This is a genomic window from Brevundimonas sp., assembly GCF_035627475.1.
In the GTDB taxonomy this organism is placed as follows: Bacteria; Pseudomonadota; Alphaproteobacteria; order Caulobacterales; family Caulobacteraceae; genus Brevundimonas.
This window is the reverse complement of record NZ_DASPLR010000028.1, coordinates 1-18,399: the sequence shown is the minus strand read 5'-3', so window position 1 is coordinate 18,399 and position 18,399 is coordinate 1. Positions and strand designations below refer to the sequence as shown.

At 70.4% G+C, this 18,399-nt stretch carries 16 protein-coding genes and 1 tRNA gene; 7 read left to right on the top strand and 10 right to left on the bottom strand.

What is annotated here, in order from left to right:
• A partial coding sequence (radA, locus tag VEA62_RS07445) for a DNA repair protein RadA (protein WP_324820154.1) occupies positions 1–1,228 on the bottom strand: 1,228 nt, incomplete at its 3' end.
• Between the two features lie 79 nt (positions 1,229–1,307).
• On the opposite strand from radA, the gene VEA62_RS07440 reads away from it, so the two are divergent.
• On the top strand, positions 1,308–1,637 hold the full coding sequence (locus tag VEA62_RS07440; RefSeq protein ID WP_324820152.1) for a hypothetical protein: 330 nt from the start codon (positions 1,308–1,310) through the stop codon (positions 1,635–1,637).
• Here the strand turns inward: VEA62_RS07440 and alr are convergent.
• From alr to VEA62_RS07425, 3 genes are all read right to left on the bottom strand, one after another.
• Positions 1,625–2,668: an alanine racemase gene (alr, locus tag VEA62_RS07435; RefSeq protein WP_324820150.1), complete on the bottom strand. Its 1,044-nt coding sequence runs from the start codon at positions 2,666–2,668 to the stop codon at positions 1,625–1,627. The genes VEA62_RS07440 and alr overlap by 13 nt on opposite strands.
• Positions 2,669–2,723: 55 nt before the next feature.
• Entirely contained in the window at positions 2,724–3,809 is a 1,086-nt protein-coding gene (locus tag VEA62_RS07430) for a sn-glycerol-3-phosphate ABC transporter ATP-binding protein UgpC (protein ID WP_324820148.1), read from the bottom strand.
• 133 nt (positions 3,810–3,942) lie between these two features.
• On the bottom strand, positions 3,943–6,102 hold the full coding sequence (locus tag VEA62_RS07425; RefSeq protein ID WP_324820143.1) for a DEAD/DEAH box helicase: 2,160 nt from the start codon (positions 6,100–6,102) through the stop codon (positions 3,943–3,945).
• A 175-nt stretch (positions 6,103–6,277) separates the two neighbouring features.
• Here VEA62_RS07425 and VEA62_RS07420 point away from each other — a divergent pair, with 175 nt between their 5' ends.
• Positions 6,278–8,224 carry a pre-peptidase C-terminal domain-containing protein gene (locus tag VEA62_RS07420; RefSeq protein WP_324820141.1) on the top strand — a complete coding sequence of 649 codons (1,947 nt, stop codon included), beginning with the start codon at positions 6,278–6,280 and terminating at the stop codon, positions 8,222–8,224.
• A gap of 35 nt (positions 8,225–8,259) precedes the next feature.
• Positions 8,260–8,769, top strand: coding sequence for a hypothetical protein (locus VEA62_RS07415; protein ID WP_324820139.1), 510 nt, complete (start codon positions 8,260–8,262; stop codon positions 8,767–8,769).
• 16 nt (positions 8,770–8,785) lie between these two features.
• On the opposite strand, the gene VEA62_RS07410 is transcribed toward VEA62_RS07415, so the two are convergent.
• The 3 genes from VEA62_RS07410 to VEA62_RS07400 form a co-directional block, all read right to left on the bottom strand.
• Positions 8,786–8,860, bottom strand: a tRNA-Val gene (locus tag VEA62_RS07410).
• Between the two features lie 75 nt (positions 8,861–8,935).
• A complete protein-coding gene (locus tag VEA62_RS07405; protein ID WP_324820137.1) occupies positions 8,936–10,225 on the bottom strand; it encodes a dicarboxylate/amino acid:cation symporter in 1,290 nt (429 codons plus the stop codon).
• A gap of 96 nt (positions 10,226–10,321) precedes the next feature.
• A complete protein-coding gene (locus VEA62_RS07400) occupies positions 10,322–11,059 on the bottom strand; it encodes an SDR family oxidoreductase (protein ID WP_324820135.1) in 738 nt (245 codons plus the stop codon).
• A 105-nt stretch (positions 11,060–11,164) separates the two neighbouring features.
• Between VEA62_RS07400 and VEA62_RS07395 the strand changes: the two genes are divergently transcribed.
• The gene (locus VEA62_RS07395; RefSeq protein WP_324820133.1) at positions 11,165–11,569 is read left to right on the top strand and encodes a helix-turn-helix domain-containing protein; all 405 of its coding nucleotides are present in this window, start codon (positions 11,165–11,167) and stop codon (positions 11,567–11,569) included.
• Here VEA62_RS07395 and VEA62_RS07390 read toward each other — a convergent pair.
• Positions 11,539–12,252, bottom strand: coding sequence for an HAD-IA family hydrolase (locus tag VEA62_RS07390; protein ID WP_414641844.1), 714 nt, complete (start codon positions 12,250–12,252; stop codon positions 11,539–11,541). The two genes, VEA62_RS07395 and VEA62_RS07390, sit on opposite strands and share 31 nt — an antisense overlap.
• Positions 12,253–12,311: 59 nt before the next feature.
• Between VEA62_RS07390 and glmU the strand changes: the two genes are divergently transcribed.
• Positions 12,312–13,664, top strand: coding sequence for a bifunctional UDP-N-acetylglucosamine diphosphorylase/glucosamine-1-phosphate N-acetyltransferase GlmU (gene glmU / locus VEA62_RS07385; RefSeq protein WP_324820129.1), 1,353 nt, complete (start codon positions 12,312–12,314; stop codon positions 13,662–13,664).
• Positions 13,661–14,347 (top strand): ribose-5-phosphate isomerase RpiA, encoded by a 687-nt coding sequence (rpiA, locus tag VEA62_RS07380; RefSeq protein WP_324820127.1) that lies wholly within the window; start codon positions 13,661–13,663, stop codon positions 14,345–14,347. The genes glmU and rpiA overlap by 4 nt, the downstream gene beginning before the upstream one ends.
• Positions 14,348–14,354: 7 nt before the next feature.
• On the opposite strand, the gene VEA62_RS07375 is transcribed toward rpiA, so the two are convergent.
• Both VEA62_RS07375 and VEA62_RS07370 read right to left on the bottom strand, forming a co-directional pair.
• Positions 14,355–15,284: a hypothetical protein gene (locus tag VEA62_RS07375; RefSeq protein WP_324820125.1), complete on the bottom strand. Its 930-nt coding sequence runs from the start codon at positions 15,282–15,284 to the stop codon at positions 14,355–14,357.
• Positions 15,285–15,376: 92 nt separating this feature from the next.
• Positions 15,377–16,330: a hypothetical protein gene (locus VEA62_RS07370; protein ID WP_324820123.1), complete on the bottom strand. Its 954-nt coding sequence runs from the start codon at positions 16,328–16,330 to the stop codon at positions 15,377–15,379.
• Positions 16,331–16,514: 184 nt separating this feature from the next.
• Between VEA62_RS07370 and gor the strand changes: the two genes are divergently transcribed.
• Complete coding sequence (gor, locus tag VEA62_RS07365; RefSeq protein WP_324820121.1) at positions 16,515–17,897, top strand: glutathione-disulfide reductase; 1,383 nt, start codon at positions 16,515–16,517, stop codon at positions 17,895–17,897.
• Positions 17,898–18,399: the final 502 nt, after the last annotated feature.

Here is an 18,399-nt window from a genome sequence, read left to right as displayed (position 1 = left end):
GCGCTTCCGCCCGGCCGACGGCCCGGATCTCGCCAGACAGGCTGATCTCGCCGAACACCACGCAGCCCTGCGGCAGGGGCATGTGGGTCGCCGAACTGACGAGCGCCGCCGCCGCCGCCAGGTCGGCCGCCGGCTCGTTGATGCGCAGGCCGCCGGCCACGTTCAGATAGACGTCCTGATCCCCGAAGCCGAAGCCGCAGCGGGCTTCGAGGACCGCCAGCACCATGGCCAGCCGCCCGGTGTCCCAGCCGACCACCGCCCGGCGCGGCGTGCCATAGGCCGATTTCGACACCAGCGCCTGCACCTCGACCAGCACCGGCCGCGACCCCTCGATGCCGGCGAACACCGCCGCCCCCGGCGCCCGGTCCTTGCCCTCGCCGAGGAACAGGGCCGAGGGATTGCTGACCTCGCGCAGGCCGCTGTCGCCCATCTCGAACACCCCGATCTCGTCGGTGGCCCCGAAACGGTTCTTGCCCGCCCGCAGGATACGGAACGGATAGCCGCGCTCGCCCTCGAAGCTCAGCACCGCGTCGACCATGTGCTCGACCACGCGCGGTCCCGCCACCTGGCCGTCCTTGGTCACATGGCCGACCAGCACCACGGCCACGCCCTGCGACTTGGCCAGCCGCACCATCTCCCCGGCGCAGGCCCGCACCTGGGTCACCGACCCCGGCCCGGCCTCGTGCGCGTCCGACCACAGCGTCTGGATCGAATCGACGATGACGATGTCGAACTTCTCGCGCTTCAGCGTGCCGAGGATCTCGCGCAGCGCCGTGGCCGAGGCCAGTTCGACCGGCGCGCCCGCCAGCCCCATCCGCTTGGCCCGCGCCCGGATCTGCTCGACCGCCTCCTCGCCCGAGATATAGGCCACCCGCCGCCCCGACATCGCGGCCCGTCCGGCCACGTCCAGCAGCAGGGTCGACTTGCCGACCCCCGGATCGCCGCTCAGCAGGATCGCCGAACCGGGCACCACGCCGCCGCCGCAGACCCGGTCGAACTCGGTCACGCCGGTGATGATGCGCGGCGGCTCCGGCGTGTCGGACTGCAGGGTCTCGAACTGAACCCCCCGCGACCGGCTGCTCGCCGCCGGCTTCAGCGCGCCGGGCGGGGCCGAGCGGCTCTCCTCGACGATCGAATTCCACTGGCCGCACGCTCCGCACTGGCCGGACCACTTGCCGTGGACCGCCCCGCAGGACTGACAAACATAGATTGCACCGTCGCGAGCCATGCTGTTGGCTTACAGGAGTCGACGCGGGCGGGGCAGGGGGCTCCGATCGCCCTACGACCGATAATGACGCAGGGGCCGCATGTCCGGGAAATCCTTCTTCATCCTGTTCGGCGTGACCTGGGTTCTCGCCATGGCCTACGGTCTGAGCGCCTGGCGGCTGCTCGCCCGCGTGCAGCGGCTCAAGACCGAGGGCAAGGCGGGCGAGGCCCCCGATCCCCTGTCGAACCCGCTGGAACTGTTCGGCTACCTCGGCTGGCTGCTGGGCGGCCGCTATTCCGAACTGAACGACGAGATCGCCGCCCGCTGGGCCGGCATCGCGCGGCCGCTGTTCATCGTCGCCATGCCACTGCTGATCGCCGTATTCGCCGTGGCCCTGACCCAGTCCGGCGGCTGGTCTCAGCCGACGTAGCGCCTCTGCACCCGCTGTCCGACCGAGGTGAGCAGCTCCCAGGCCACCGTTCCCGCCGCCGCCGCCGCCTCGTCCAGCGGACGGTTCGGTCCGAACAGCTCGACAGGGTCGCCGACCTCGGTCTCCAGCCCGGTCACGTCGACGGCGCAGACGTCCATCGAGACGCGCCCGACGATCGGCCGAAGCGCGTCCCCGACCCAGACCTGACCGCGCGGGCTGTAGCTGCGCAGCACGCCGTCGGCGTAGCCCGCCGCCACGGTCGCGATCCGGCGCGGCGTCCCGGCCACGAAGCCGCGCGAATAGCCCACGCTTTCGCCGGCGGGCACATCGCGCACCTGCAGCACCTCGGCCGTCAGCGTTGCCACCGGCTTGATCCGCTCGTCCGGCCGCCCCTCGGGCCCGCCGCCGTACAGGCAGATGCCGGGCCGCGACGCATCGAAGCCGTAGTCGCTCCCCAGGAAGACGCCGCCCGAATTGGCGAACGAGCGCACCGTCCCCGGATACCGCTCCGCCGCCGCGGCGAAGGCGTCCCGCTGCCGGGCGTTCATCGGCTCGGCCGGATCGTCGGCGCAGGCGAGGTGGCTCAGGACGAGGTCCAGCCCCGCGAACGGTTCGGGCGCGTCCTCGGGCCGGAACCCCAGCCGGTTCATGCCGGTGTCGATCTGCAGGCCGCATCGCCCGCCGCCCGCCGCCAGCCACTCCGCCAGCTGGACCCGGGTGTTCAGCACCGGCCGCAGGTCGGCCTCGCGCAGGCGCTGCGCCCGGCCCGCCAGGCAGCCGTCGAGGACATAGATGGCCGGCTCGGGTCCGAGGGCGGCGCGGAGCTGCTCGCCTTCCCGCGTGCGGGCGACGAAGAAGGTCCGCGCCCCCTCGCGCATCAGCCGTTCCGCGCAGGCGGCGGCGCCCAGGCCGTATGCGTCGGCCTTGACCACCGGATGCACCGGCACGCCGCCGATCCGTTCCAGCATCAGATAGTTGGCGACGAGCGCCTGCAGGTCGATGGTCAGCGAGGCCGGGGAGGGGGCGGGCATGCCGCATCTAGGGCCAGCCCGTTGTGCGACGCAACACGCAGATCGCACGGGACGGTCAGAGGCGGGCGAAAGCCTCGCCATTGCCGTCGAACAGATGCGCCTGGGCCGCCGGGACGCCCAGCTTCAGCGTCTCGCCGACGGCCGGCGGCCGGGCGTCGCCGGGCAGCAGCACCGTCACGGCCGCCTCGCCGGCGGTCAGATAGGCATAGGTCGCGTGGCCGAGGGTCTCGACGAAGGTCACCGTCGCGGCGAGGCTGTCGTCCTTGCCGGCCAGGGCCAGATGCTCGGGCCGGACGCCGAGGGTCACCATGTCGCCGGGCTTCGCCGAAGAGGCCTCGACGGCGACCTTGACCGTCTCGCCCGCCGCCGTCCGCACCGTGGCGCCGCCGGCCGAGGCCGTGACGATCTCCGCCGGCAGCAGATTCATCTTCGGGCTGCCGATGAACTCGGCCACGAACAGGTTCCGCGGCCGCTCGTACAGCTCCATCGGCCGGCCGACCTGCTCGATCACGCCGCCGTTCAGCACCACGATCCGGTCGGCCAGGGTCATGGCCTCGACCTGGTCGTGGGTGACATAGACCACGGTCGTCTTCAGCCGCTCATGCAGGCTGGCGAACTCGTAGCGCATCCGCACGCGCAGGGCGGCGTCGAGGTTGGACAGGGGCTCGTCGAACAGGAAGACCTGCGGCTCGCGCACGATGGCCCGGCCGATGGCCACCCGCTGCCTCTGGCCGCCGGACAGGGCCTTCGGCTTGCGGTCCAGATAATCTGTGATGTTCAGCGTCTCGGCTGCGCCGCGCACCCGCCGGTCGACCTCGGCCTTGTCCAGTTTGGCAAGTTTCAGTCCGAACGCCATGTTTTCGTAGACGTTCATGTGCGGATACAGGGCGTAGGACTGGAACACCATGGCGATGCCCCGGTCCGACGGCGACAGCTCGTTGACCGTCCGTCCGCCGATGGCGATCTCGCCTCCATCAGCCTCCTCCAGGCCGGCGATGGTGCGCAGCAGGGTGGACTTGCCGCAGCCGGAAGGGCCGACGAAGACCACGAACTCCCCGTCGGCGATCTCCAGGTCGATGCCCTTCAGCACCTCGGTCGCGCCGAAGCGTTTGGTCACGCCCGTCAGCCGCACGTCCGCCATGGATTTCCTGCCCGCCGCTTCTTGCCTTGGGTTCACCGTAAACGGTTACAGGCTGCGATCAATCCTCGGCCGCCCGTGCGCCGTCATCCTCGGTCAGGTCCGGGAATAACGGGCGTACAGAGGCCCGGCCCGCTCACCTGGCCTTGTAGGGCTTCTTCGCCGGCGGCTTGCCGCGAGCGTCCTTCGGAGCCCACGGACGATCCCCGCCCTTGGGCTTGCCCTTCCACGGCGTGTCGCCGGCGGCGGCCGGCGCGGCCTCGGCGTCGGAGCGCGGCGTCCACGGCGTCCTGCCTTCGGCCGCGGGCTTCTTCACCCACGGCTTCTTGCCCGGAGGCGTCGGCGTGTCGGGCGTGCGCTTGACCCAGGGCTTCTTGCCCTCGGCCGCCGGAGCGGCGGTGTCTTGCTTCACCCAGGGCTTCTTTTCGCCCTGCGGACGGTCCTCGCGGGCCTTCCAGGCGGGCTTGTCGCCGTCCTCGCGCTTCACCCACGGCTTCTTCGCGCGTTCCGGACGGTCCTCGCGCGGCTTCCAGGCGGGCTTGTCGCCGCCCTCTTCGCGGGCCTTCCACGGCTTCTTCTCGGGACGGTCTCCGCCCGCACCGGGCTTCTTGTCCCAGCGGCTGACCGGCCTCTCCGACGGACCCGGCTTGACGGCCGGATCGATCTTCACCCCGTCCTCGAGCCCCTGGGCGATGGCGGCCTCGAATTTCGCCTTCATCTCCTGGGTGATCTCGAACTTGGTCTCGCGCTCGAAGATCTTGATCGCGCCGATGTCGCGCTTGGTCACGTGGCCGAGGCGGCAGATGGTCGGCATCAGCCATTTCGGATCGGCGTTCTTGTCGCGGCCGATGTTGATGCGGAACCAGGCCATGTCGCCGCCGCGGGCGAAGTCCGTATAGGGCACGTCCGGCTGGCCCTTGTCGTTCTTGCCGCTGGCCTGCTGCCGCTTCATCCGCTCGTCGTCATAGACCTCCTCCGGCGCCGGCAGCTTCTGCTGGTACAGGCGGATCAGGGCGGCCGCGACCTGTTCGGGCGAGCTCTTCTCAAGCAGCTGCCGGCCCAGCGCCAGGGTGTCCTCGTCCTCCACCGGCGCCGTCAGCACCGGATCCGCCAGCATCCGCTTGCGGTCGTTCTCGAGGATCATCTCCGCCGAGGGCGGGCCCGACCACTCCGCCTTGATCGAGGCCGACTGCAGCATCAGCTCGACCTTGCGGCGCCGCGTATAGCTGACCAGCAGCACCGAGACGCCCTTCTTTCCGGCCCGTCCGGTGCGGCCCGAGCGGTGCAGCAGGCCGGCCTTGTTGACCGGGATCTCGGCGTGGATGACCAGCCCCAGGTCGGGCAGGTCCAGGCCGCGGGCCGCCACGTCGGTGGCCACGCACACCCGGGCATGACCATCACGAAGGGCTTGCAGGGCCTCCGACCGCTGGCTCTGGGTCAGCTCGCCCGACAGGCCGACGACCGAAAAGCCGCGTTCGCGCAGGCTCGATGTCAGGTGCTTCACCCGCTCGCGGGTGTTGGCGAACACCAGCGCCCCGGGGGCCTCGAAATACCGCAGCACATTGACGACCGCGAGCTCGACCTCGTTCGGCGCCACCCGGATGGCCTTGTATTCGATGTCGGCGTGCGAGCCCGCGCCCGCCACCGTGTCGATGCGCAGCGCGTCCTTCTGATAGGTCCTGGCCAGTTGCACGATGTCGCGCGCCAGCGTCGCCGAGAACATCAGGGTGCGGCGCTCGGCCGGGGCGGCGTCGAGGATGAAGGTCAGGTCTTCCTGGAAGCCCATGTCCAGCATTTCGTCGGCTTCATCCAGCACCACGGCCTGCAGCGTCGACAGGTCCAGCGCCCCGCGCTCGACGTGGTCGCGCAGGCGGCCCGGGGTGCCGACCACGATATGGCAGCCGCGCTCCAGCGCCCGGCGCTCCACCTTGGGGTCCATGCCGCCGACGCACGAGACGATGCGTGCGCCCGTCTGGGCGTACAGCCACTGCAGCTCGTTCGACACCTGCAGCGCCAGCTCCCGGGTCGGGGCGATGACCAGGGCCACCGGCGCGCCGAATTCGGCGAACTTCTCCGCCTCGCCCAGCAGGGTCGGCGCCAGCGCCAGGCCGAAGGCCACGGTCTTGCCCGATCCGGTCTGGGCGGAAACCAGCAGGTCGCGGCCCGTTCCTGGATGACCGGAGCCGTCCTCGTTCAGGGCGGCGTCGAGCACGGCGGACTGGACCGGGGTGGGCTCGTCGTAGCCACGGGCGGAAAGCGCGCGGTCGAGCGCGGGATGACTGGCGGGGAAGGGCATGAAGCGGTCCGTAAGGCGCCAACGCGGCGCGCGCCAGCCCGGACGGGCGGCGAAGGGGCGGTCGTATGCCCGCCGATCAAGGCAGAACAGCGGCCTGTCGGTTTCTGACGGAGCGGGGCCGGCCCCGTGACAAGCAACCCCCGTTCGGTAAAGCTGCGAGCGAGGGGGATCATCCATGTTCAGAACGCTGCTCGCCGCCACCACGGCCCTGACGATGCTGGTCCAGCCCGCCGTCGCCTTCCCGGCGGGTCCCGCCCAGGAGGCGGCGCGGCCGATTCGCCCCGGCCAGACCGTGCAGGGCGAACTGCGGCGGGGCGACAACACCCTCCAGAGCGGCGAGTACACCGACACCTGGACGCTGTCGGTGCGGGCCGGGGAAACCTATGAGGTCGACCTCTCGGCCTCGGCCTTCGATCCCTATCTGCTGGTTCGGGGGCCGGGCGGACTGAGCGAGGACAATGACGACGATCCGGCGGCGCGGGGCTCGCGCGACAGCCGCCTGGTCTTCACCGCCCCCGCCTCGGGCCAGGTCGAGATCGACGCCACCAGCTACGCGCCCGGCGAGACCGGCGCCTATCGCCTGACCCTCTCGGCGTCCGGCGGCCCGTCCGCCAGGCCGGACGCCGCTGGCGCTTCGGGCGACCTCGCGATCGGGCGCACCGTGGGGGGCGACCTCGCCAGCGGGGACGATCAACTCGAAACCGGCGAATTCATCGACACCTGGACCCTGCGCGGGCGGCGCGGCCAGCAACTCGACATCCGCCTGAGCTCGACCGACTTCGACCCCTATCTGATGGTCCGCGGGCCGGACGACTTCTCCAGCGACAACGACGACGACGCCGGGGTCGAGGACTCGCGTGACAGCCGCCTGCTGATCACCCTGCCGGCGGACGGCGAGTACCGGATCTCGGCCACCAGCTACGCCCCCAAGGAGAGCGGCGCCTACCGTCTCGCCGTGCTCGACGGCGCCGGGGTCTCCGCGCCCCGTCCGCCGTCGGAGGCCCCGTCCTCGCGGTCCGCGGAAGGCGGCCGGGTGACCCTCGGCGAGGCCGTTTCGGGCGCCCTGGCCGGCGGCGACGACACCCTCGATTCCGGCGAATACGTGGACAACTACCGATTCAGCGGCCGCCGCGGCCAGCGCGTCACGGTCGACCTGACCTCCTCCGCCTTCGACGCCTACACCATGGTGATCACGCCCTCGGGCGAACAGTTCGACAACGATGACGGCGAGGACGGGACCAACAGCCGCCAGGATCTCGTCCTGCCCGAGGACGGCGACTACCAGGTCCGCGTCACCTCCTACCGGCCTGGCGAGACCGGCTCCTACCGCTTCAGCGTCGAGGCCGGCCACGAGCCCCCCCGCCAGGCCGCCGTCGCCGGGGGCGCGCGCGTCTTCGCCCTCATGGTCGGCGTTTCGGACTATGAGGGCGACGCCGACGACCTGCCCTTCACCGACGAGGACGCCCGCAAACTGGCCGAGGTCCTGCAGCGCGACGGCTCGCTGAACGACGCCAGCATTGTCCTGACCAACGCCGAGGCCACGGTCGCCGGCGTCCGCGCCGCCTTCGCCCGCGTCGCCGCCCAGGCCGGACCCGACGACATGTTCCTGTTCTTCTTCTCGGGCCACGGCGATCAGGAGCCGACCGCCGTCACCGGCCTCGAGCCCGACGGCAAGTCGGAGACGCTCGTGCTGGTCGACGGCGCGATCAGCGACGCCGAGCTGGGCCGGCTGTTCGCCTCGCTCGACACCCGGCTGGCCCTGCTGGTGGTGGACGCCTGCTTCTCCGGCGGCTTCGCCCGCAACGTCGTCGACCGTCCCGGGGTCATGGGCGTGTTCAGCTCCGAAGAGGACCTGACCAGCGCCGTAGCCGACAAATTCCAGGCCGGCGGCTACCTGTCCCACTTCGTCCGCGAGGGGATGTCGGGCTCCGCCGACGGCGACGGCGACCGCCTCGTCACCGCCGGCGAGCTGGCCACCTGGCTGCGCCGCCAGTTCCGGGTCGAGGTCGAGGACGTCCAGGCCGAGACCCAGGACGGCCAGCGCAACTACCAGAACCTGGTCATCGACCGCGGCGGCGTCCAGGTCGACGACGTCATCGTCCGCCTGCCGGCGACCCAGTAGGGGGAGGGGATATGGCGTGCGCAGTCATCCAGGGCTTGGCGACTGTTCTGGCCTTGGGGGTCGGCTTGGTTCCGCCGGGCGCGATCGCCCAGTCCCGGGGTGCGGCCGACGAGCGGGGGCTCGTGGGCGCGACATGGGCGGGCGGCGACGCTGAGGAGTTGGAGGGGTTTGACCACTATGGCGGCAGCTACGTTCGGGGCGGCCTGGCGGTGGCTGTCCTCCGGTCAGAGGCGAATCAGCGCGACTGGATCCTGATCTCCAAGATCGAGATCGGCCGGCACGGGCGCAACGCCAGATGGCGCGGTCTGGACACCCTCCGCCTCACGGCGCCCGACGCCGCCAGCTACGTCGCCTACTGCCGCCGATCCGATGCAGGTCCCGATCACGTCGACCTTGGGCTCCTGGCCTTGGTGGGCGGAGGGCCCGGCGAAGGCGACGAACCCGGGCTGATGCGCGCGGACTGGGCGATCGAGATAGATGGGGAGGGTCGCTTCGTCGCCATCAGCGAAGCCGTCGTCTGCCCGGTGGAAGGCGATGAGCACTGAGATTTCGGGAGGCGAATGGTGGATGCGACAGGGATTGAACCTGTGACCCCCTCGGTGTGAACGAGGTGCTCTCCCGCTGAGCTACGCATCCATCGATCGGGTCCCGAACCAGCCTGCCGGACGGGGAGGGCGCGGACATAGCCCGGTCCCCGGACGCACGCAAGCCTCAGATGCCCGCCGCGCGCACCGTCTCGGGCGTCTCCGCCTCCGGGTCGCCGGGCAGCCAGGCGACGTGGCCGTTATAGATGCCCTCGTCGAGGATTTTCTCTTCCCTGGCCACCAGAACCGGGACCAGCATCTGGCCGGTGACATTGGTCGCCGTGCGCATCATGTCGATGATCCGGTCGATGGCGATGATGTAGCCGACGCCCTCCAGCGGCAGGCCCGCGGTGGACAGGGTCAGGGTCAGCATGACGATGGAGGTGCCGGGCACGCCCGCCGTCCCCAGCGATCCCAGCACCGCCGTCAGTCCGATCAGCACATACTGCGTCAGGCTCAGCTCGATGCCGAAATACTGGGCGATGAAGATGGCGGCGATGGCCGGATAGATGGCGCCGCACCCGTCCATCTTGACGTTGGCGCCCAGCGGCACGGCGAAGGCCGCATAGGCCTGCGGCACGCCCAGCCGTTCGACCGTCTGGCGCAGGGTGACGGGCAGGGTGCCCAGCGAGGACGAGGTGGCGAAGGCCGTCTGCATCGCCGCGAACGCCCCGCGGAAGAAGCTGCGCACCTTCAGCCCGTGCAGCTTCAGCAGACCCGAATAGACCACCAAGATATGGAACAGGCAGGCGGCGTAGATGGCGAAGATGAACTTGCCGAGCGGCAGCAGCGCCTCCCAGCCATAGCCGCCGACGACCGAGCCGATCAGGCCAAACACCCCGAACGGGGTCAGCTGGATGACCCAGCGGGTGATGCGGAAGATCACCGCCGCGCCCTCGTCGACCAGCCGCCGTACGCCCTGCGCCCGGTCGCCCAGCGCCACCAGCGCCCCGCCGACCAGGGCCGAGAAGAACAGGATCTGCAGCACCTTGCCCTCGCTCAGCGCGGCGAAGGGGTTGGTCGGCACGATGCCGATCAGCACCTCCAGCGGGGTCGGGATTTCCCGCTCGCGAACCTCGCCCAGCGGCAGGTTCTCCAGCCCCAGCCCCGGGTTGATGATGTGGCCGAAGGCGAAGCCGACCAGCACCGCGAGCAGCGAGGTCAGGGCGAACCAGACCAGCGTGCGCACCCCCAGCCGCACCGCGCCGACTCCCTCGCCGAGCTTCGCGATCGAGCTGGCGATGGTGAACAGCACCAGCGGCGCCACCACCATCCGGATCAGGTTCAGATAGACGTCGCCGATGGGCTGCAGCCAGACCGCCGCCTGCTCGCGCAGGATCAGTCCGGCGACGATGCCGAGGGCGAAGCCGGCGGCGGTCCGCTGCCAGAGTGGAATGGCGAAGAAGCGACGAAGCATGGGCAGGAGGGCCGGTTTGGACTCAGGGCCGGCTCAGATGTTGGCTCCGGGCCAAAACCGCAACCGCTGTGGATGCGATTCTGGCCCGGCGGAGGTCTATCGCGGTCCGTTCAGGGCCGCGAATACGGCGTCGTACTCGCCCCGCGCCTCGGCTCCGCTGAGAAATTTGACCCGTTCGACGAGGATCTCGTCGTGTCCGCCCGCCTCGAACAGGGCCAGGCTCTCGGCGGTGAATTCGGCCAGCGGCATGGAGTTGGGGTTCTCCGCATGGCCCGGCATCAGGTCCGTAGCCACCGCCGGCGGGGCCCATTCGATCACTTCGACGCTGGTGTCCCTCAACTGGCGCCGCAGCGACTGGCTCCACGAATGGATGGCCGCCTTGGTCGCCGAATAGGTCGGCGTCGCCGCCAGCGGCACGAAGGCCAGCCCCGACGAGACGGTGACCACGCTGGCCCTCGTCTTCGACTTCAGGTGCGGCAGCAGCGCCGCCGTCAGCCGGATCGGGCCCAGCAGGTTGATGGCCACGGTCTGTTCGGCGATCTCGAGATCGATCCCTTGCTCGACCACCATGATCCCGGCGTTGTTGATGACCACGTTCAGGTCCGGATGGGCGGCGACGACCCGCGCCGCGAAGGCTTTCACATCGGCGGCGTCGGCGACGTCCACCGTTTCGAACGCCATCCCGGGGTTGGCGGCGGCGACCGCCTCCAGCGCCTCGCGCCGGCGTCCGGCGATGATGACCCTGGCGCCGCGCGCGTGCAGCGCCTCGGCCATGGCCTTGCCGATCCCCGAGCCGCCGCCGGTGATCAGGATGGTGTCGTTGCGGGTGTCCATGGGTGTGCTCCGTCGATTGGATTTCCGACGGGCGATCATCTATACCCCACACTTACGATCAGAAAGCAGGCACCCGAATGTGCTGTAGTTACCCGAAAGAGAGTTATGGCTGACGCTGCCCTTCAGGCCGAAAATTCTTCCGGCGAACCGCCGCTGGATCCGCGGATCGAGGCCCTGGTCAATGAGGTCATCGGCCGCGTCGCCGACAAATGGACCATGATCGTGCTCGAGGTCCTGGAGGAACACGGCGAGCTCCGCTTCACCCGCATCGGCGAACTGGCCGGCGGAATCAGCCAGAAGATGCTGACCCGGACCCTGCGCCAGATGGAGCGCGACGGCCTCGTCGTCAGGACCGTCCACCCGGTGATCCCGCCGCGTGTCGAATACCGCCTCACCGACATGGGCCACAGCCTCTCGGCGGCCTTCTGCGGCGTCTGGAGCTGGGCCGAGGCCCACCTCGACCGCATCGAGACCGCGCGTCAGGCCTTCGACGCCCGCCGCAGCGCCTGATCCGCCACCAGCGCTGCGATCGCGGCCTCGAGCTCGCCGAAGCGGTCGATCAGCACGTCCCCGCCCAGATCCGCCGGCGGAATCGGCGTATAGCCGAAGGTCACCACCACGCAGGCCACGCCGGCGCCCTTTGCGGCCTGCACGTCCGGCGCGCCGTCGCCGACCATGATGGCCCGCGCCGGATCGCCGCCGGCCATCGCCACCGCCTCGCGCACATGGGCCCCGTCCGGCTTGCGCGCCGAGACCCGGTCCGGCCCGCAGACGACGGCGAAATGCCGCTCCAGCCCCAACGCCCCGATCAGGGCCACGGACAGGTCCGTCCGCTTGTTGGTCGCCACGCACAGGAGCGCGCCGCGGGCCGCCAGCCGCTCCAGCGTCTCCACCACCCCGTCGTAGGGCCGGCTGTGGACGGCGATATTGGCCAGGTAGTCGGCGAGGAATTCCTCCAGCAGGGCAGGGGCCCCGGCCTCGTCCCAGGCCGCCCCCGCCTCCTGGAAGCCGTGCCGCAGCAGGGCCAGCGCCCCGTGTCCGACCAGATGCTGCGCCGCCTCGACCGGCATGGCCGGAATGTCCCGCGCCGCCAGCATCCGGTTCAGGGTCCCGATCAGGTCGGGCGCCGTCTCCACCAGCGTCCCGTCCAGGTCGAAGGCGATGGTCCAGCCCTCAAGGTCGCGCATCCGCATCTCCCGCCGGCCGCCCCGATGGGCTAGACCGCACAGACGCCTAGCCGCCGGACCGATTCATGACCAGCACTCCCCACCCCAGGGCCGCCATCATCCTCGCCGCCGGCCAGGGCACGCGGATGAAGTCGCCGCTGCCCAAGGTGCTGCACCCCGTCGGCGGCCGCGCCATGCTGGACCACGCCATCGACGCCGCCGAAGCGCTGGGCTGCGAGCGGATCGTGGTGGTGGTCGGGGCCCATTCGCCCGAGGTCCGCGACCATGTCGTCCGCCGCCTCGGCGAGGACTCCGTCGCGGTGCAGGACCCGCCGCTCGGCACCGGCCACGCCGTCCGCGCCGCCGAGGCCGTGCTCGGTGATTTCGTCGGCCAGGTGGTGATCACCTACGGCGACGTGCCCCTTCTGACCGCCGCCGACATCGAGCCGGTCTTCGCCGCCCACGACGGCGTCACCGTCATCGGCTTCGAGGCCGCCGACCCCGGCGCCTACGGCCGCCTCGTCATGGACGGCGACCAGCTCCTCGCCATCACCGAAGCCAGGGAAGCTTCGCCCGAGGTGCTGGCCCTGACGGCCTGCAACTCCGGCGTCATGGCCGCCCCGGTCGGCCTGCTGTTCGACCTGCTGCGCGAGGTCCGCAACGACAACGCCAAGGCCGAATACTACCTCACCGACGTGGTCGAGCTGGCCCGCCGTCACGGCGCCCCGACCCGCGCCGTCATGGCCGCCGAGGACGCCGTCATGGGGGTCAACTCCCAGTCCGAACTGGCCGTGGCCGAGGCCCTGTTCCAGAACGCCCGCCGCGCCGCCTTCCTCGCCGCCGGCGTCACCATGCCCGCCCCGGACACCGTCCATTTCGCCTTCGACACCGAGGTCGGCGGCGGGACCACGATCGAGCCGTACGTGGTCTTTGGCCCCGGCGCCCGGATCGCCTCCGGCGCCCGCATCCGCGCCTTCAGCCACATCGAGGGCGCCACGGTCGCCGCCGGCGCCGAGGTCGGCCCCTACGCCCGCCTGCGCCCCGGCGCGGACCTCGGCGAAAAGGTCAAGGTCGGCAATTTCGTGGAAGTGAAGAACGTCCGCATGGCCGCCGGCGCCAAGGCCAACCACCTCGCCTATCTCGGCGACGGCGAGGTCGGGGTGAAGGCCAACATCGGCGCCGGGACCATCTTCTGCAACTACGACGGCTTCTTCAAACACCGCACCACGGTGGGCGAGGGCGCCTTCGTCGGCTCCAACAGCTCACTCGTGGCCCCGGTCGTCATCGGCGCCGGCGCCATGGTCGGCTCCGGCTCGGTGATCACGAAGGACGTGGCCCCGGGCGACCTGGCGCTGGGCCGGAGCGAGCAGACGGCCAAACCCGGCTGGGCGGCCCGCTTCATGGAAACCATGCGGGCGAAGAAGGCGGCGAAGAAATGAGTGCTGACGACCAGAAACGCCTGGCCGGCGAAGCCGCCGCTCTCCGCGTCGAGGCGGGCATGACCGTCGGCCTCGGCACCGGCTCCACCGCCGCCTGGTTCGTCAAGGCGCTCGCCGCCCGCAACCTGCCGGACCTGCGCTGCGTCCCCACCTCCGAGGCCACCGCCGAACTGGCCCGCGAGCTCGGCCTGCCGCTCTCGACGCTCGAGGACTCGCCCCGCATCGACCTGACCGTCGACGGCGCCGACGAGGTCGGTCCCGGCCTGGCCCTGATCAAGGGCGGCGGCGCGGCCCTGCTGCGCGAGAAGCTGGTCTGGGAGGCCTCGGCCCGCTGCCTCGTCATCGCCGACGCCGCCAAGGTGGTGAAGACCCTCGGCGCCTTCGCCCTGCCGATCGAGGTCGTCGCCTTCGGCCACAAGACCACCGCCAACCGCATCGCCGACGTGCTCACCGACCACGACATCGCCATGCCCGCCCGGGTCAGAACTGCCGAGCGCGGCCTCGTCCGCACGGACGGCGGCAACCTGATCTACGACGCGAAATGCGGCGTCATCCACGACCCGGCCCGCCTCGCCGACGATCTCAAGCTGATCACCGGCGTGGTCGAGCACGGCCTGTTCCTCGACCTCGCCGACGAGGCGATCATCGGCACGGACGGCGGGGTGGAGCTGCTGACGCCCTGACCGCCGGCTATTCCTCGTCCCCGGCGTGCAGGTCCTGATGGGCCCGGTAGATCGAGCGGGCGATCTCTGCCCGCCCCGAGGTGAGGTTCTTCCGGGTGCGTTCGGCGTCGTAGAGCCCGGCCAGATAGGCCTGGTCCCAGTCCGTCAGGCCCGCGGCGGCGGCGGGGTCGTCGAACACGTTGAGGATCGATGCGTAGCCGCTCGTGTCGGCTTCCGGATCGATCTGCGCCAGGACGACCATGGACACGTAGTCGGCCAGCTGTCGCGCTGAGATCCGGTCGGCCTGGATCATGTCGAGTATGACGATGGTCCGGAAGATGTCGTCGACCATCGGCGTGCTGATGCGCGAAGCGGTGGCGGAGATGACCGGGGCGTAGCTCATGGGACCGGCGCAGGAGCCCGTGCATTCCCCCGGAAGGCGCGTGGCGCGCTGGCCGGTTCGGGCGTCGACCGGCATGCTGACCTGCCACCAGCGCACCGGCGCTTCCGAGGCGACGAAGGCGCGCAGGGCGCCATTGCCCCGGTCCATGCCCGACCCGCCCATCCGGAAGGCCCGCCGCCGCTGGGCGACAAGGGCTTCAGCGAGGGCGGCGGGCTGGTCGCTCGCGATGATGATGACGTTGGGCGCGCAACCGGGCTGGCCCGGGGTCAGGCCGATGTCCCCCGCCACGGTCGAAACGCGGTCGACGATATACTGGGCCGGCTCCGTCCTCAGATTGGCCACCCCGATGCAGATCCGGTCGCGCCAGCGGGCGATGCCCCGGCCGCGATTTGGAGCGGCGATCTCGTCCACGAACCTCCGGATCATGTCGTCCAGCGGCCGTCCGGTGATCACGACATCCTCGAGAGCCTGCGGCGCCTGCTGCGCAGCTTGCTCCTGCGGCGGCTCCTGCATCGGAGCGGCGGCCAGGGCGATGGCGAGAGCGAAGGCAACCATGGGTCACGATCCAGTCGGATTCATTCGGCCATGAGCGGCGTGCCCGAGGCGGCGGTCAAGGGAGGGGCAGGTCTTGTCGGTCCCCGGCGACTTCACTCGTCCGCCTCCGCCCGGGCCCTCGCATGAGCCCGTCCGATCGAGGCCTCGATCTCGGCGCGTCCCGCCGCCCGGCTCTGGTCGGTCCGCTCGGCCTGGTAGAGGCCGCCGAGATAGGCCAGGTCCCAATTGGTAAGGCCGGGCGTGTTCGCAGCGTCGTCGAAGACGTTCAGGATGGTGGCGTACCGGCCGGTGTCGGCATCCGGATCGATCTGGGCCAGCGACACCATGGCGATGTAGTCGGCCAGCTGCTGCACCGTCAGGTCCGAGACCTCGTCGACGTCGACGACCACCACCGTCCGGAAGATGTTGTCGACGATCTGGGTGTTCAGCCGCGAGGCCGACGAGATGCTGAGCACCGGCGCATAGCCCATGGCGTTGCCGTCCCAGGCGTTGCACTCGAACGCCTGGCAGTCACCGGACAGGCGGGTGGCGCGCATGCCGGTTTCGCTGTCGGTCGGCATGGCCACCTGCCACCAGCGGACGGGACGGTCCGTCTCCTGGAAATCGGTGAGCGCCGCCATGCCGCGGTCCATGCCCGCCCCGCCCATACGGAAGGCGCGACGGCTTTCCGTCACCAGCGCGCGGGCCGCTGCGTCGCCGTCGGCGGTGGCGACGACCAGGAGATTGGGGGTGCAGCCGGGCGTCCCGGCCCTCAGGCCGATGTCCCCCGCCACCGTGGACACGCGGTCGACGATATACTGGGCCGTTTCCGCCCGCAGATTGGCTACGCCGACGCAGATGCTGCGGTCCCAGCGCGCCAGGCGCCGCCCCCGGTTGGGCTCGGCGACCTCGGCCACGAAGTCGCCGATCATCCGCTCGAGGCTTCGGCCGGTGATGGTGACGTCCTCCAGCCGCGTGGGCGCGTCCTGGGGTGCCTCGGACGCCGCCTGGCCGGGCTGAACCTGGGCCGCCGCCGTCAACATCATCGCCGCCAACACGCCGATCATGGTCGTCTCCCTCAACCCATGCGAGAGATGCTAGCCCTCCCACACGGCTCCGGCAATGCGGGTCCGTTCTCCGGAAGCCCCCCGCCGCCCACCCGGCGGCGCGCACGCCGCTTGGCTTTTGGCGCCGGGTGTCTACATGCGGGGCGCCTCCGCCGCGCTGGCGGACGCTAGCGGGAGAAGACCCTTGGCCGACTATGACTACGACCTCTTCGTCATCGGAGCCGGCTCCGGCGGGGTCCGGGCCGCCCGCCTGACCGCCCTCGGCGGCAAGCGCGTCGCCATCGCCGAGGAGTTCCGGGTCGGCGGCACCTGCGTCATCCGCGGCTGCGTGCCCAAGAAATTCATGGTCATGGCCTCCGAGGTCAGCCACGCCCTCGAGATCGCCGAAGGCTACGGCTGGTCGTTCGACAAGGCGAAATTCGACTGGCCGGCCTTCCTCGAGGCCAAGGATGTCGAGATCGCCCGCCTGTCCGGCATCTACGCCGCCAATCTCGGCAAGGCCGGCGTCGACCTGGTCCACGGCCGCGCCGTCCTGAAGGACGCCCACACCGTCGAAATCCTCGGCAAGAACCAGACCATCACGGCGGAGAAGATCCTGATCGCCACCGGCGGCCGTCCGTGGAAACCGGAAGATCTGCCGGGCATCGAATACGCCATCACCTCGGAAGAGGCCTTCCACCTGCCCGAACTGCCGAAGCGCATCCTGATCGCCGGCGGCGGCTATATCGCGGTCGAGTTCGCCGGCATCTTCGCCGGCCTCGGGGTCGAGACCACCCTGATCTACCGCGGTCCCAACATCCTGCGCGGCTTCGACGACGACGTCCGCGCCCACCTGGCCGGCGAGATCGAGAAGCGGGGCATCAAGGTCATTCTCGGCTGCCAGCACACCTCGCTGGAGAAGACGGAGACCGGCATCGTCAACCACCTCGGCAACGGCATGGCCATCGAGACCGACGTGGTCATGTTCGCCACCGGCCGCGTTCCGCACGTCAGGGACCTGGGCCTCGAGGCCGCCGGGGTGAAGGTCGACGACAACGGCGCGATCTGCGTCGACGCCTGTTCGAAGACCACCGCCGACAACATCTGGGCCATCGGCGACGTCACCGACCGGATGAACCTGACCCCGGTGGCCATCCGCGAGGCGATCGCCTTCCACGAGACCGTCTACCGGAACAAGCCGACCCATTTCGACTACGAGGCCGTCGCCACCGCCGTGTTCAGCCAGCCGCCGGTCGGCGTCGTCGGCCTGTCCGAAAGCGAGGCGCGCCACTCCTGCCCGGGCGAGGTCGACGTCTATGTCACCCGCTTCCGGCCGATGAAATACGCCTTCACCGGCTCGGACGAGCGGATGCTGATGAAACTGGTCGTCGATGCGACCAGCCAGAAGGTCGTCGGCGTCCACATCGTCGGCCCCGAGGCGCCCGAGATGATCCAGCTCGCCGCCATCGCCGTGAAGGCCGGCCTGACCAAGGCCCAGTGGGACGCCACCTGCGCCGTCCACCCCACCATGGCCGAGGAACTCGTCACCCTCAAAGAGAAGCAGTCCCCGAACACCAACGCGGGGTAGGGGGGCATTCACCTCCCCATTCGCGTCAGGCGTAGGGGGAGGACAGATCGCGAATTGATCAGGAGGGGGCGCAGGTGGTGGGAGGTCGCGCGCTGATCGCAATCGGCCGGCGCAGCCCTCCGTCCGGCCGGCTGTCCCGCCCCTTCTTTCGTCATCCCGGGGTCTCGCTGTACTCGCGCCCGGGATGACGAAAGCGGGAATTGCTGCGCTGCAAATCCCGCCTCGGTCTCCATACTTCGAACAGCCAGGCCGCTGTTTCTGAACGATAACCGCTCCGCGCCAGCGTCACGAACGCGCCCTGGTGAAAACCTCCTGCATACTATTGCCCATCCCGTCGATGGGGAGGGCGTCGGATCCACGTTCCTCGACGACGGCGGGCTGTGGTCGAGCGATGAAGCCCGGACGATGGAGAGTCCGGGGGTCCTCGAGGAGGTCGATGGATGGCCTCCGCTTGCTCGCCGTGCGCCTTGGGTGCGGTCAGATGGCCTCGCGATGGCGGGGG

Bases quoted from the DNA above. Each gene is read 5' to 3' on its own strand.
- VEA62_RS07375 (WP_324820125.1), bottom strand. From the start codon at position 15,284: ATGGTTGCCTTCGCTCTCGCCATCGCCCTGGCCGCCGCTCCGATGCAG.
- VEA62_RS07395 (WP_324820133.1), top strand. From the start codon at position 11,165: ATGGCTGACGCTGCCCTTCAGGCCGAAAATTCTTCCGGCGAACCGCCG.
- glmU (WP_324820129.1), top strand. From the start codon at position 12,312: ATGACCAGCACTCCCCACCCCAGGGCCGCCATCATCCTCGCCGCCGGC.
- VEA62_RS07405 (WP_324820137.1), bottom strand. From the start codon at position 10,225: ATGCTTCGTCGCTTCTTCGCCATTCCACTCTGGCAGCGGACCGCCGCC.
- VEA62_RS07370 (WP_324820123.1), bottom strand. From the start codon at position 16,330: ATGATCGGCGTGTTGGCGGCGATGATGTTGACGGCGGCGGCCCAGGTT.
- VEA62_RS07430 (WP_324820148.1), bottom strand. From the start codon at position 3,809: ATGGCGGACGTGCGGCTGACGGGCGTGACCAAACGCTTCGGCGCGACC.
- alr (WP_324820150.1), bottom strand. From the start codon at position 2,668: ATGCCCGCCCCCTCCCCGGCCTCGCTGACCATCGACCTGCAGGCGCTC.
- rpiA (WP_324820127.1), top strand. From the start codon at position 13,661: ATGAGTGCTGACGACCAGAAACGCCTGGCCGGCGAAGCCGCCGCTCTC.
- VEA62_RS07390 (WP_414641844.1), bottom strand. From the start codon at position 12,252: ATGCGGATGCGCGACCTTGAGGGCTGGACCATCGCCTTCGACCTGGAC.
- VEA62_RS07425 (WP_324820143.1), bottom strand. From the start codon at position 6,102: ATGCCCTTCCCCGCCAGTCATCCCGCGCTCGACCGCGCGCTTTCCGCC.
- VEA62_RS07440 (WP_324820152.1), top strand. From the start codon at position 1,308: ATGTCCGGGAAATCCTTCTTCATCCTGTTCGGCGTGACCTGGGTTCTC.
- VEA62_RS07400 (WP_324820135.1), bottom strand. From the start codon at position 11,059: ATGGACACCCGCAACGACACCATCCTGATCACCGGCGGCGGCTCGGGG.
- VEA62_RS07420 (WP_324820141.1), top strand. From the start codon at position 6,278: ATGTTCAGAACGCTGCTCGCCGCCACCACGGCCCTGACGATGCTGGTC.